12 protein-coding genes and 1 tRNA gene are annotated in these 12,467 nt (G+C 58.3%); 11 read left to right on the top strand and 2 right to left on the bottom strand.

Annotated features, from left to right (window positions below; translation table 11 throughout):
- The first annotated feature begins 20 nt into the window (after positions 1-20).
- The 3 genes from AAC620_RS03425 to eda all read left to right on the top strand — a co-directional run bounded on the left by AAC620_RS03425 (position 21) and on the right by eda (position 3,691).
- Positions 21-1,154, top strand: a complete 1,134-nt coding sequence (locus AAC620_RS03425) for an ABC transporter ATP-binding protein (protein WP_340242810.1) — start codon at positions 21-23, stop codon at positions 1,152-1,154.
- A gap of 71 nt (positions 1,155-1,225) precedes the next feature.
- Positions 1,226-3,031, top strand: a complete 1,806-nt coding sequence (edd, locus tag AAC620_RS03420) for a phosphogluconate dehydratase (protein ID WP_340242809.1) — start codon at positions 1,226-1,228, stop codon at positions 3,029-3,031.
- An 18-nt stretch (positions 3,032-3,049) separates the two neighbouring features.
- Complete coding sequence (gene eda / locus AAC620_RS03415) at positions 3,050-3,691, top strand: bifunctional 4-hydroxy-2-oxoglutarate aldolase/2-dehydro-3-deoxy-phosphogluconate aldolase (protein WP_340242808.1); 642 nt, start codon at positions 3,050-3,052, stop codon at positions 3,689-3,691.
- Here the strand turns inward: eda and AAC620_RS03410 are convergent.
- A complete protein-coding gene (locus AAC620_RS03410; RefSeq protein ID WP_340242807.1) occupies positions 3,688-4,056 on the bottom strand; it encodes an MmcQ/YjbR family DNA-binding protein in 369 nt (122 codons plus the stop codon). The genes eda and AAC620_RS03410 overlap by 4 nt on opposite strands.
- A gap of 193 nt (positions 4,057-4,249) precedes the next feature.
- On the opposite strand from AAC620_RS03410, the gene cysS reads away from it, so the two are divergent.
- The 3 genes from cysS to AAC620_RS03395 all read left to right on the top strand — a co-directional run bounded on the left by cysS (position 4,250) and on the right by AAC620_RS03395 (position 8,101).
- Positions 4,250-5,617 (top strand): cysteine--tRNA ligase, encoded by a 1,368-nt coding sequence (gene cysS / locus AAC620_RS03405; protein WP_340242805.1) that lies wholly within the window; start codon positions 4,250-4,252, stop codon positions 5,615-5,617.
- An 88-nt stretch (positions 5,618-5,705) separates the two neighbouring features.
- On the top strand, positions 5,706-7,328 hold the full coding sequence (gene cimA, locus AAC620_RS03400; RefSeq protein ID WP_340242804.1) for a citramalate synthase: 1,623 nt from the start codon (positions 5,706-5,708) through the stop codon (positions 7,326-7,328).
- The gene (locus AAC620_RS03395; protein WP_317654526.1) at positions 7,325-8,101 is read left to right on the top strand and encodes a squalene/phytoene synthase family protein; all 777 of its coding nucleotides are present in this window, start codon (positions 7,325-7,327) and stop codon (positions 8,099-8,101) included. The genes cimA and AAC620_RS03395 overlap by 4 nt, the downstream gene beginning before the upstream one ends.
- Positions 8,102-8,103: 2 nt before the next feature.
- Here AAC620_RS03395 and AAC620_RS03390 read toward each other — a convergent pair whose 3' ends face one another.
- A complete protein-coding gene (locus tag AAC620_RS03390) occupies positions 8,104-9,321 on the bottom strand; it encodes an MFS transporter (RefSeq protein ID WP_340242803.1) in 1,218 nt (405 codons plus the stop codon).
- A 100-nt stretch (positions 9,322-9,421) separates the two neighbouring features.
- Here AAC620_RS03390 and AAC620_RS03385 point away from each other — a divergent pair, with 100 nt between their 5' ends.
- The 5 genes from AAC620_RS03385 to AAC620_RS03365 all read left to right on the top strand — a co-directional run bounded on the left by AAC620_RS03385 (position 9,422) and on the right by AAC620_RS03365 (position 12,459).
- A complete protein-coding gene (locus AAC620_RS03385) occupies positions 9,422-10,048 on the top strand; it encodes a DNA-3-methyladenine glycosylase family protein (protein WP_340242802.1) in 627 nt (208 codons plus the stop codon).
- Positions 10,045-10,716, top strand: coding sequence for an alpha/beta hydrolase (locus AAC620_RS03380; protein WP_340242801.1), 672 nt, complete (start codon positions 10,045-10,047; stop codon positions 10,714-10,716). Before AAC620_RS03385 ends, AAC620_RS03380 begins: the two co-directional genes overlap by 4 nt.
- 187 nt (positions 10,717-10,903) lie before the next feature.
- Complete coding sequence (locus tag AAC620_RS03375) at positions 10,904-11,488, top strand: HNH endonuclease (RefSeq protein ID WP_317654532.1); 585 nt, start codon at positions 10,904-10,906, stop codon at positions 11,486-11,488.
- Positions 11,489-11,497: 9 nt separating this feature from the next.
- The gene (locus tag AAC620_RS03370) at positions 11,498-12,337 is read left to right on the top strand and encodes a YdcF family protein (RefSeq protein ID WP_340242800.1); all 840 of its coding nucleotides are present in this window, start codon (positions 11,498-11,500) and stop codon (positions 12,335-12,337) included.
- A gap of 37 nt (positions 12,338-12,374) precedes the next feature.
- A tRNA-Leu gene (locus AAC620_RS03365) sits at positions 12,375-12,459 on the top strand.
- Positions 12,460-12,467 lie beyond the last annotated feature (8 nt).

The following is a 12,467-nucleotide window of genomic DNA, read 5'->3' as shown; positions in this document are numbered from 1 at the left end:
GTTCAAGAGGGGGGCTGAAGATGACCGATTTGAAACTGAGTGCCGTGGAAAAGGCCTATGGGAAGGTCAAGGTGCTGTCTGACATTGATCTTGAGATCAAGACGGGCGAATTGGTTGTTTTCGTTGGCCCCTCTGGCTGTGGGAAATCCACGCTGTTGCGGATGATCGCGGGGCTAGAGCGGATCACGGGCGGCACGTTGGAAATTGACGGGATGCGCGTCAATGATATGCCGCCCTCGCAACGTGGGATTGCGATGGTGTTCCAATCCTACGCGCTTTATCCGCATATGAGCGTCTATGATAATATGGCCTTTTCCCTGCGGATTGCAGGGCAGGGGAAAGAGGCCATTGACAAGGCCGTGCGCGCCGCTGCCGAGAAATTGCAGCTTGGCAGCTTGCTTGATCGCCTGCCCAAGGAATTGTCAGGCGGTCAGCGCCAACGCGTGGCAATTGGCCGTGCCATTGTGCGCGACCCCAAAGTGTTCCTCTTTGACGAGCCTCTGTCGAACCTAGATGCGGCTTTGCGTGTGGCGACCCGTCTTGAAATCGCGCAGCTTAAAGAGGCGATGCCAGAAACCACCATGATCTATGTGACCCATGATCAGGTTGAAGCCATGACTTTGGCAAGCCGTATCGTGGTCTTGGCAGGGGGCGGTATTGCGCAGGTCGGTGCGCCGCTTGATCTCTACGAGCGGCCCAATTCCACATTCGTGGCGCGGTTTATCGGCAGCCCCGCGATGAACCTGCTCTCGGGTGAGGTGGTTGGCACAGGCAAAACCACCAAGATCCGAGCGGATCAAGGTGGCGGGATCATCACAGCCGCCATCCCGACCCAAAAGGGCGATGAAGGCATGAAGGTTGAGATCGGCATCCGCCCCGAAGATTTTGTCGCCGCAGAAGGGGATGATTTCGCTTTTGAGGGGCGTGTCGGCATCACCGAGGCGCTTGGCGAAGTGACGCTTCTCTATTTCGACAGCAAAGGCAGCACGGGCGATGATCCTGTGATTGCAAAACTTTCGGGGATTCACCCCTCAAAGCGCGGGGAAGTTCTGCGACTGGGTGCAGCACCTGAGAAAATTCACCTTTTCCACAAGGGAATTTCGCTGCTTTATCGCGGCGACAAGGTGTTTTTGCCGAATGTAGCCCCGCATTGAGTGCGATTTCCCTCTGGCATAGTTAGCGCTAACATATTATAGCAAGCCTCAGAAGATGGAGGTTTTTGTCTATGTCCTTGGATACCCGTATCGAAGCTGTCACCGCGCGGATCATTGCGCGCTCGCAAGGGCCGCGTAAGACCTATCTAGATCGGATGCGTGCAGCCGCCGCCGATGGCCCGCGCCGTGCGCATTTGACCTGTGGCAATCAGGCCCATGCTTATGCGGCGATGGAGGGGGACAAGGATCCTTTGGTGGCGGCACGCGCGCCAAATCTTGGGATTGTGACCGCCTATAACGATATGCTTTCCGCGCATAAGCCCTTTGAGAATTTCCCCGAACGGATCAAGGCCGCAGCGCGGGCCAACGGGGCCACGGCGCAGGTTGCGGGCGGTGTGCCTGCGATGTGCGATGGGGTCACCCAAGGGCAGGTGGGGATGGAGCTAAGCTTGTTCTCCCGCGATGTAATCGCCTTGGCCGCAGGTGTCGCGTTAAGCCATAACACCTTTGACGCCGCAATTTATTTGGGCGTTTGCGATAAAATCGTTCCGGGTTTGGTGATTTCAGCGGCAACATTTGGCTATTTGCCATCCATCTTTTTGCCCGCAGGGCCGATGACCAGTGGCTTACCCAATGATGAAAAGGCGAAGGTGCGCCAGAAATTCGCCGCAGGCGAGGTCGGGCGCGAGGAATTGATGAAGGCCGAGATGGCCTCTTATCACGGGCCGGGCACCTGCACCTTTTACGGCACGGCCAATTCCAACCAAATGCTGATGGAGTTTATGGGGCTGCATTTGCCCGGCGCCAGTTTCGTGAACCCGCATACGCCCTTGCGCGATGCGCTGACCGATGCAGGGGTTGCGCAGGTGGCTAAGATCACCGCGCTTGGGGATCACTATCGCCCCGTTTGCGATATTCTGGATGAAAAGGCCTTTGTGAACGGTCTTGTGGGCTTGATGGCCACAGGCGGGTCGACCAATTTGGTCATCCATTTGGTCGCCATGGCCCGCGCGGCGGGTGTGATCCTAGAGCCGCAGGATTTCGCGGATATCTCTGCTGCAACGCCGCTGATGGCGCGGGTCTATCCCAATGGGTTGGCCGATGTGAACCATTTCCACGCTGCGGGCGGTTTGGGCTTTATGATTGGCGAATTGCTCGATGCGGGCTTGTTGCACCCCGACACCCAGACAGTGATGGGGCAGGGTTTGGCCCATTACACGCAAGAGCCAAAACTAAGCGATGGCGAGGTAGTGTATCAGGCAGGGCCCAAGACCACGCTGAACGAAAAAATCCTGCGCCCTGCGAAGGATGCCTTCCAAAGCACAGGCGGGCTTGTGGCGCTTAAGGGCAATTTGGGCGAAGGTGTGATGAAGGTGTCCGCTGTCGCCCCTGAGCGTCAGGTGATCGAGGCCCCCGCCGCAATTTTCCATGATCAAGCCTCGGTCAAAGCGGCGTTTCAGTCAGGCGATTTGAACCGCGATGTTGTGGTCGTGGTGCGGTTCCAAGGGCCAAAGGCCAATGGGATGCCAGAATTGCACAACCTGACACCGATTTTGGCGGTGTTGCAGGATCGCGGCCACAAGGTGGCCTTGGTGACGGATGGCCGTATGTCGGGCGCATCGGGCAAAGTGCCTGCCGCAATCCATGTCAGCCCTGAGGCGTTGGATGGTGGTTTCCTTGCGCGGTTGCAGGAGGGCGATATGATCCGCGTGGATGCCGTCAAAGGCGTGCTTGAGGCTCTTGTGCCTGATCTGGCAGATCGCGCCGCTGTCACACCTGATCTTGGCGCCAATAGCCACGGGATTGGCCGTGAATTGTTTGAAATCTTCCGCGCCCATGCTGGCCCCGCCTCAAGCGGTGCTGGTGTTGTTGTGTAGAAAAGGGAAAGGGGTTCCATGACACCGCAAGAGCAATCAAAATTCGCGCGGGGCCTTGCGGCCCACGCCCCCATCATTCCCGTTTTGGTGATCGAGGATCTCGCCCATGCGGTGCCTTTAGCCCGTGCCTTGGTTGCGGGCGGTCTGCCTGTGCTTGAGGTCACGTTGCGCAGCGCCTGTGCCTTGGATGCTATCGCTGCCATGTCCGAGGTTGAGGGTGGGATTGTGGGCGCAGGCACGATCTTGACACCCGCCGATATGAAGGCCGCAAAGGCCGCGGGGGCGCGTTTTGCGGTTAGCCCCGGTGCGACAGATCGTGTCTTGGCTGCGGCAGAAGATGAGGCGCTGCCGCTTCTTCCAGGCGCTGTCACCGCGTCTGAGGTGATGGCGCTTTATGAGCGGGGCTATGATATGCTGAAATTCTTCCCCGCCGAGGCGGTTGGCGGGGCGCCTGCGTTGAAATCCATCGGCGGGCCAATCCCGCAAGTGGCCTTTTGCCCCACGGGTGGGGTCAGCCTTGCCAATGCGCAAAGCTATCTGAGCCTGTCCAATGTGCTGTGCGCGGGCGGATCATGGGTCGCGCCAAAGGCGGCCATGGTCGCGGGGGATTGGGAGGCAATCACCAGCCTTGCGCGCGAAGCGGCGGCATTGCCCCGTTAACCCTTGAATTGCGCCGCATCAAAGGGCGGCAGGCTGGCCTGTTGGTTTGGGTTTAATTCCGCCCGAACCTGCGCATAGCTTTGCGTGATATAGCGGCGCAGCTCATGCGGGCTTGTGTTGCGCCATTCGACCATCACCCAACCCCCGCTTTTGAGATAGGGGGCAGAGACGGCCTTGCCTTGTTGGATCATTTTTTGCGCCTCTTGGGCCGATCTTGCGCGGATAGACACGCCCGTGCTGCCTTTGGTGTAAGCAGCAAACATCTTCTCGGCCACCGTCCAGACATACATGTCTGGGCCGAAGGGGTCAGCCAGGCGTGCACCAGGCAGCGATTTGCAATGGCGCTCGACAAACTCTTCAAACATGGCCCTAAAAATGTGCAATTTCTTATCAAATGCAAGGAATTTATGCGGCGCTTGTCTGAGGTTTGGGGGCGTTGACGGGAACGGGCGCGCGAAGGGTTATTTTCAATTCCAAAACAACCTGATAGGGCAATGGCGCGAATTCTGGTGTGGCCGCAGTGCCGCGTCAGGCTCAGGGAGAGGGGCAATCTAAGCGATGGGTGAGATCAAGCTTCGCAATTCTATGACGCGCAAAATCGAGGTTTTCGCCCCGATTGATCCAACGAATCTGCGCCTCTATGTTTGCGGGCCAACTGTCTATGACCGCGCCCATCTCGGCAATGCCCGCCCTGCGATTGTGTTTGATGTGCTGTATCGGCTGCTTTGCCATGTCTACGGCAAAGATCATGTCACCTATGTGCGCAATTTCACCGATGTGGATGACAAGATCAACGCGAAGGCCCGCGAAACAGGGCGCGCGATTGGCGAGATCACCGAGGAAACCATCGGTTGGTATCACGCCGATATGGATGCCATCGGCGTAAGCCGCCCCACCCATGAGCCGCGCGCGACCGAATATATCCCGCAGATGATCGCGATGATCGAAGACCTGATCGCCAAGGGTCACGCCTATGCGGCTGAAGGTCATGTGCTGTTTTCTGTTGCCTCTTATCCCGACTATGGCCGCCTGTCAGGGCGCACAGTCGAGGATATGATCGCAGGCGCGCGGATCGAGGTGGCCCCCTATAAGCGCGATGCGATGGATTTCGTGCTGTGGAAACCATCCGGTGCGGACACGCCCGGATGGGACAGCCCATGGGGGTATGGCCGTCCGGGGTGGCATATTGAATGCTCGGCCATGAGCCACGAATTGCTAGGGTCGCATTTCGATATTCATGGCGGCGGCAATGATCTGATGTTCCCGCATCATGAGAACGAGATCGCGCAAAGCTGCTGCGCCCATCAAGGCGCGGGCTTTGCCAATATTTGGATGCATAATGAAATGCTGCAGGTCGAGGGTAAGAAAATGTCCAAATCCTTGGGCAATTTCTTCACCGTGCGCGATTTGCTGGATCAGGGCGTGCCGGGCGAGGTGATCCGCTTCGTGATGCTGTCCACGCATTATTCGAAGCCCATGGATTGGACCGCGAAGAAGGCGGAGGAGGCGGAGAAGACGCTGCGCAAATGGTATGCTCAGGCCGCTGATGCGCCGCAGGCCCCTGTGCCTGACGCGATGCTTGCGGCGCTGTTTGATGATTTGAACACCCCCCTTGCGATTACGGCCTTGCATCAGATTTCGCAGTCTGGGGATGCTGCATCCTTGCGTGCGGGCCTCTCGATATTGGGTCTAGCCTCTGTCGGGGTGCCTGATTGGGCAGCCTCCCCCGATGTTGATCTATCGGCATTGGAGGCGCAGTTGTTTGCCGCGCGTCAGACCGCAATGGAGACAAAAGATTTCGGGCCTGTTGATGCCCTGAAATCTGCCCTGACCGATGCAGGCGTTGAGGTGCGGATGAGTAAGGAGGGGGTCGAGTTGATCCCGACCGCGAATTTTGACCCGTTGAAATTGGAGGGCCTCTTGTGAGTGGCCTTTGGAACAGAACTGCGCCCGCCCCTTGGGGGGCGGTGCGGGCGCTGCCGGCGCTTTGCGCAGGCAAAACATGGGGGGCAACATGACCCGCGATCGCCTCTATCTCTATGACACCACCTTGCGGGACGGGCAGCAGACCCAAGGGGTGCAATTCTCCACCCAAGACAAGCTGCGTATTGCTGCGATGCTTGATGATCTCGGCGTGGATTATATCGAAGGGGGCTGGCCCGGCGCCAACCCCACGGACAGTGCCTTTTTCGAAGCGGTGCCTGACACGCGCGCGACCATGGCGGCCTTTGGGATGACCAAACGCGCAGGCCGCTCTGCCGCGAATGATGATGTTCTGGCGGGCGTGATGAATGCGGGCACGGCTGCGGTTTGTCTGGTGGGCAAAACCCATGATTTCCATGTGACCGAGGCGCTTGGGATCAGCCTTGAAGAGAACCTTGAAAATATCCGCGCCTCCATCGCCCATCTCGTGGCCGCAGGGCGCGAGGCGCTGTTTGACGCAGAACATTTCTTTGATGGCTATAAGGCCAACCCAGATTATGCCTTGGCCGCCATTCACGCGGCGCATGCGGCGGGGGCGCGGTGGATCGTTCTGTGCGATACGAATGGCGGCACTTTGCCTGATGAAATAGGCCAGATCACGCGGGCGGTAATCGCCTCTGGCGTGGCGGGGGATCGTTTGGGCATTCACACCCACAATGACACGGAAACGGCGGTTGCGGGCAGTTTGGCCGCGATAGATGCGGGCGCGCGCCATATTCAAGGCACGCTCAATGGTTTGGGCGAGCGCTGCGGCAATGCCAATCTGACAACGCTGATTGCGACCCTGCTTCTGAAAGACCCCTATTGCGGCCAATATGAAATTGGCGTCAGCGAAGCGGGGTTGAAAAACCTGACCCGTGCCTCGCGCTTGTTGGATGAAATTCTGAACCGCGTGCCACAGCGCCAAGCCCCCTATGTGGGCAGCTCCGCCTTTGCGCATAAGGCGGGTTTGCATGCTTCGGCAATCCTAAAAAACCCCGCCACTTATGAACATATCCTGCCCGAGTCGGTCGGAAATGCGCGGGTGATCCCGATGTCCAACCAAGCGGGGCAATCCAATCTGCGCCGCCGCCTGAGCGAGGCGGGGATCATGGTGGATGATGGTGACCCCGCGCTTGGCCAAATCCTAGAGGAGATCAAAGCGCGCGAGGCGGCAGGGTATTCCTATGACACCGCCCAAGCGAGTTTCGAGTTGCTTGCGCGGCGCGCCCTTGGCCAGATGCCCCGCTTTTTCGAGGTCAAACGCTATCGCGTGACTGTCGAGCGGCGCAAAAACAAATATGACAAGATGGTCAGCCTTTCTGAGGCGGTCGTGGTTGTGAAAATTGGCGATCAGAAAATGTTGTCTGTCTCTGAAAGCATGGATGAGACAGGATCAGATCGCGGCCCCGTAAATGCGCTCTCCAAAGCCTTGGCCAAGGATTTGGGGCCGTATCAAAGCTATATCGACACGATCCGTCTGGTTGATTTCAAAGTGCGGATCACCCAAGGGGGCACCGAGGCGGTTACGCGTGTCATCATTGACAGCGAAGATGATACAGGGCGGCGTTGGTCGACTGTGGGTGTTTCTGCGAATATCGTGGATGCGAGTTTCGAGGCGCTTTTGGATGCGGTGCATTGGAAACTGATCCAAGACGGGGCGCCTGCATCATGAGCCAAGATTTGGCGCGGCTTGCAAGCGTGATTGAGCGTGGCGATCCCGAGCGGTTCTTGGCCGTGATGGCCGCGCCGCCCGATCTGCGCGCCCGTCTTTTTGCAATTTATGCGGTAAATTTGGAAATTGCGCGCGCGCCCTATGCCTCGCCCGAGCCATTGGTGGCACAGATGCGCTTGCAATTTTGGGCGGATCTGGCCGATGCATTGCAGGCGGGGCGGGCCTTGCCTGCGCATGAATGGGCGGCCCCTTTGGCGGCCAGTTTGCCCGCGCGCGATGCAGGGCTTTTGTCCGATCTTGTGGCGGCACGGATGCGCGACACCACCAAGGATGGCTTCGCAGATGAGGCCGCGTTCAGCGCCTATATCGAGGCCACGGGGGCAGGGCTTTTGTGGATGGCTGCGCGCAGTTTGGGGGCGCAGGACATGTTCGAGCCTGCCATTCGTGCGATAGGTTGGGCCATGGGGTTGGCCAATTATCTGCGCGCGATCCCCGCGCTTGAGGAAAAGGGGCATGCCCCTTTGCATGATGGTCGCCCGTCCACTGTGGCCCATTTGGCGCGAATGGGGCTGGGTAAATTGCGCGCCGCGCGCATAGAGCGGGGAATGATCCCCGCCCATGTGACGCCCGCGCTATACGCGGCATGGCTGGCAGAGCCTATTTTGAAAAAGGCGGCTGCCCATCCTGCCCTTGTCGCGCAAGGCGGGCTAGAGCCATCAGAGGCAGGCAAGCGTCTGCGCCTTGCCTATGTTTCCCTGACAGGGCGCTGGTAGGATCAGGCGGCGGCCTCATCAGCGGGGCGCAGCACAAGCCAGATTAGGGCAGCGCCTGCGAGGGCCAAAAACGGGATCATTGCGATATTGACCGCATTCCACCCTGCAAGGGTGCTTTCCCCAAAAGACATCAAAACCCCTGATGACAGCGATGCAAGGGTGACGCAGCCAAAGACCAGAAAATCATTCAAGCCCTGCACGCGCCCCCGCTCATGCGCAGGATGGGCTTGGGTCAGCATGGCGGTTGCGCCGATAAACCCAAAATTCCAACCAATGCCCAAAAGAACAAGCGCGATGAAGAAATTCGTCAATTCAACGCCCATCAAGGCCACCACGCCCGCAAGCGCGAGTAAGAATAGGCCAAGCGCCACAACCCGCACCGCGCCAAATCGCGCGATGACATGGCCCGTGAAAAACGAGGGGGCATACATCGCGATCACATGGGCCGAGACGATATCTGCGGCGGTTCCGGTTGGAAATCCGCATCCGACCACGGCCAAAGGGGTCGATGTCATCATCAAATTCATCAAAGCGTAGGAAACCATGCCGCAGATAATCGCAACGGCGATTTTCGGGTCGCGCAGCAATTCGCGGCGACTGCGGGCCTGCGGCGCATCCGCGCTTGGGGCTTTGGGGGGTGGCACATCGAGGAAGAAGAACAAGGTGACACCGATGAGATTGATCAAAACCACAGAAAGGTAAGTGCCCAGAAAGGGCACAACAGTGGCATCGGAGGTGAATTTGACCAATTGCGGCCCGATCAATGCCGACAGAAGGCCGCCCGCCATAACGTAGGAAATGGCGCGCGGGCGAAAATCGTCCGAGGCGCTATCTGCTGCGGCAAAGCGGTAAAACCCATGCGCCGACATATAAATGCCCGTCAGATAGGAGCCGATTAGGAAGACCGCGAAATTGTCGAGATAGAGGCCCAAACTGGCAATGCCCGCCCCTAAGGCCCCGCCAAGCGCGCCGACAAAGAACCCAACCCGCCGTCCATATTTCTGCATGAGTGCCGACAACCATGGTGCAGTGGTCATCGAGCCAAAGACGATCAAAGAAATCGGGATTGTGGCCAATGCGGGGCTTGGTGCGATCATCAGGCCCGCAAGCCCGCCCACCACAAAGATCATCGGCATTTGCGCGCCAAGGAAGGCCTGCGCAAGGATCAAAACGAAAACATTGCGTTTGGCGGCGCGATCATCAATTTGAGCAGTGGTCATGGGATATATTCATTCTTTGGCACATATGGCCACAGGGCTAGGCCTTTCTGCGCATCAGGTCTAGGGTGGAATGCAAGATTTTGCTGCGACAGGTTGAACAATGGATCAGGCTTATCATCTCAAAGACGAAAATTTGCTGTCTGATGGGTTGGCGGCCCTGTGCCAAATTGAGCCTGCTTTTGCCCGTGTTGATCCGGCCCGCGTCACCTTGCGATCAAGAGAGGCGGGGTTTGTGGCCCTCGCCAAGGCCATTATCTCGCAGCAGGTGTCAGTGGCCAGTGCGAATGCGATCACCGCGCGCCTTGCAGAGGCGGGAATGTTACAGCCAGATGCGGTTTTGGCAGCATCCGAGGCCGATTTGCGCGCGCTTGGCCTCAGCCGTCAAAAGGCAGGGTATATGCGCGCTTTGGCCGAGGCGCGGATTGATTACGCGCGGCTGCACAGCCAAAGCACCGATGAGGTGGTGGCCGCATTGACCGCTGTCAAAGGGATTGGCCGTTGGACGGCGGAAATTTACGCGATGTTTGCCCTTGGTCATTCCGATGCCTTCGCCGCGGGTGATTTGGCCCTGCAAGAGGCGGCGCGCGTGTTGTTTGATCTGCCGCAGCGGCCAGATGAGCGTCGATTGCGCGCCATGGCGGCGCCTTGGTCGCCGCATCGGGCCATTGCCGCGCGGGCGCTCTGGGGCTACTACCACATGGTCAAAGAACGTGAGGGGGTCGCATGACGCGCGCATTGGATTACAAAAGCAGCGAGCCGCAGTCAGGCTATATCGCCCGCGCGGTGATTTTCGTCCATGGCTATGGCGCGGATGGGGCTGATCTTTTGGGATTGGCTGATCCGATGGCCCCACATCTGCCTGACACAATTTTTATCGCCCCCAATGCACCAGAGGCCTGTTCGGTTAATCCGATGGGGTATCAATGGTTCCCGATCCCGTGGATTGATGGCTCATCCGAGGAGGATGCCCGCGCAGGGCTTGCGCGGGCCTTTGATGATTTCAACGCGTTTTTGGAACAGGTGATGGAAGAGAATAACCTGACACCGCGCGATGTGGCCTTGGTTGGGTTTTCGCAAGGCACGATGTTGAGCTTACATGTCGCGCCGCGCCTAGAAGATAGCCTGCGCGCAGTGGTTGGGTTTTCGGGCCGTTTGTTGGAGCCAGAACGCCTGAAAGAGGAGGCGGAGTGTCGCCCGCCCGTATTGCTGATCCATGGTGATCAAGATGATGTTGTCCCGCCACAAGCCTTGCCCGAGGCCGCAGAGGCGCTGCAAGAAGCAGGCTGGCGCGAGGTTTATGCCCATATCATGCGGGGCACAGGGCATGGGATTGCGCCCGATGGGTTGCAGGTTTGTCTGGCCTTTTTGCGGGATAAATTCGGGCTGGAAGATTAGACACACGGGGTGGGTGTCTCCAATGTCACAAAAGTGACGTTCAGTTTCGTTACCCTTGGGATTGTGACCACATAGATGAAGGGGCTTGCCAGATTGCAATGCCCATATATAGTGGGATCAATGCTGGAGCGGGGCTCCCGCTCTGGTGCTTGAAGCGCAGGCAAACAGAGCGGAGACGGAGTCACTCATGGATGGCGATTTCAGGACGGAATTTACGCGCGAACCCGCATCGCTAAAGCAACATCCTGCTTTGGTGCTGAACGCGGATTACCGCCCCCTTTCTTATTATCCTTTATCCCTTTGGCCGTGGCAGGAAGCGGTCAAGGCGGTGTGGTTGGATCGGGTGGATATCGTGGCTGAGTATGACACCTTTGTTCATTCGCCAACGACCAAGATCAAAATCCCCTCTGTGGTTGTTCTCAAAGATTATGTGAAACCTCAAAAGCGCGTGGCCTTCACGCGCTTTAATCTTTTTTTACGGGATCAATTTTCTTGCCAATATTGCGGCTCGCGCGGGGATTTGACCTTTGATCATGTTGTGCCGCGCGCGCGAGGGGGCGTTACATCTTGGGAAAATGTTGTGGCGGCCTGTGGTCGGTGTAACCTGCGCAAAGGGGCAAAAAGCCTGCGTCAGGCGGGTATGAGCCTGCGCCAAGCCCCGCGTCAACCGGGGGCTGAGGAGCTGCGCAATCTCGGCCGAAAATTTCCACCCAATTATCTGCATGAAAGTTGGTTGGATTTCCTGTATTGGGATGCAGAACTCGAAGCGTGAAAGGCTGAGATGGGGGAAGACCTTTTTTACCTCGCGTCTAAACTGATGCGGTTCGCGCTCTATGTCGAGCTATGGCCGCATATCTTGGGGGCGTTTGGGGTGCTGGCGCTGCTCCTGCGGTGGCGGCGTGCAGCACTTTGGTTCTGGCTCTTATCGCTTGGCTTTGTGGGGTTTGTGATGGCCGCGCCTGTGGATCGTTGGATTGCAGGGCCACTTGAGGCGCGTTTTATGGCCAATCCTGATCTGACAGGGGCGCGCGGTGTTTTGCTGATGACGGGGGCCGAGAATACGGATCGCACCGCCCGCACGGGCCTCGTCAATACGGGCGAGGCGGCGGATCGTATTTTGGCGACCATTGCCTTGGCCCATGCCCTGCCGAATGTGCCCGTGATTGTGGCAGGTGGGCAGGGGCGGCTTGATCTTCAAGGCCATTCTTTGAGTGAGGCTGAAGTCAGCGCAAGGGCCATTCGTGAAGCGGGGATTGCAGATGAGCGCCTCACCCTCGAATCGCAAAGTCGCAATTCGGCCGGGTCAGCGGTGAATGCCGCCGCGATTGCCCGTGAGATCACCCCCGATTTGGCCAATCAGAATTGGATCATCGTGACATCGGCGATGCATATGCCGCGCGCGATCTCGAGCTTTTGTGCGGCGGGGTGGCGCAGTTTGATCCCTTATCCCGTGGATCATAGTCCGATGGCGGATCAGTGGTTTTCTGGGGAATATCGCGATAAGGTCGCGGTTATGCGGCGCGCATTGCATGAGCGGGTCGGGGCTTTGGTCTATCGCTTTACAGGGCGCGCGGTAAGCGAAGATCAAACTTTCGCGCTTGGCTGCGTGTTGACCCGTTGACGCGCCCCCGCGCGCGGTATAGGACGCTTTGCACAGAGCCCGAGTGGCGGAATTGGTAGACGCAGTGGATTCAAAATCCACCGCCTAACGGCTTGCCGGTTCGAGTCCGGCCTCGGGTACCAAGCTCTGT

It is taken from the genome of Roseobacter sp. HKCCA2468, from assembly GCF_037805105.1.
Taxonomy (GTDB): domain Bacteria; phylum Pseudomonadota; class Alphaproteobacteria; order Rhodobacterales; family Rhodobacteraceae; genus M30B80.
The sequence above is the reverse complement of the archived record's forward strand: the minus strand, read 5'-3'. Positions and strand labels throughout refer to the sequence as shown.

Bases quoted from the DNA above. Each gene is read 5' to 3' on its own strand.
- AAC620_RS03425 (WP_340242810.1), top strand. From the start codon at position 21: ATGACCGATTTGAAACTGAGTGCCGTGGAAAAGGCCTATGGGAAGGTC.
- edd (WP_340242809.1), top strand. From the start codon at position 1,226: ATGTCCTTGGATACCCGTATCGAAGCTGTCACCGCGCGGATCATTGCG.
- eda (WP_340242808.1), top strand. From the start codon at position 3,050: ATGACACCGCAAGAGCAATCAAAATTCGCGCGGGGCCTTGCGGCCCAC.
- AAC620_RS03410 (WP_340242807.1), bottom strand. From the start codon at position 4,056: ATGTTTGAAGAGTTTGTCGAGCGCCATTGCAAATCGCTGCCTGGTGCA.
- cysS (WP_340242805.1), top strand. From the start codon at position 4,250: ATGGGTGAGATCAAGCTTCGCAATTCTATGACGCGCAAAATCGAGGTT.
- cimA (WP_340242804.1), top strand. From the start codon at position 5,706: ATGACCCGCGATCGCCTCTATCTCTATGACACCACCTTGCGGGACGGG.
- AAC620_RS03395 (WP_317654526.1), top strand. From the start codon at position 7,325: ATGAGCCAAGATTTGGCGCGGCTTGCAAGCGTGATTGAGCGTGGCGAT.
- AAC620_RS03390 (WP_340242803.1), bottom strand. From the start codon at position 9,321: ATGACCACTGCTCAAATTGATGATCGCGCCGCCAAACGCAATGTTTTC.
- AAC620_RS03385 (WP_340242802.1), top strand. From the start codon at position 9,422: ATGGATCAGGCTTATCATCTCAAAGACGAAAATTTGCTGTCTGATGGG.
- AAC620_RS03380 (WP_340242801.1), top strand. From the start codon at position 10,045: ATGACGCGCGCATTGGATTACAAAAGCAGCGAGCCGCAGTCAGGCTAT.
- AAC620_RS03375 (WP_317654532.1), top strand. From the start codon at position 10,904: ATGGATGGCGATTTCAGGACGGAATTTACGCGCGAACCCGCATCGCTA.
- AAC620_RS03370 (WP_340242800.1), top strand. From the start codon at position 11,498: ATGGGGGAAGACCTTTTTTACCTCGCGTCTAAACTGATGCGGTTCGCG.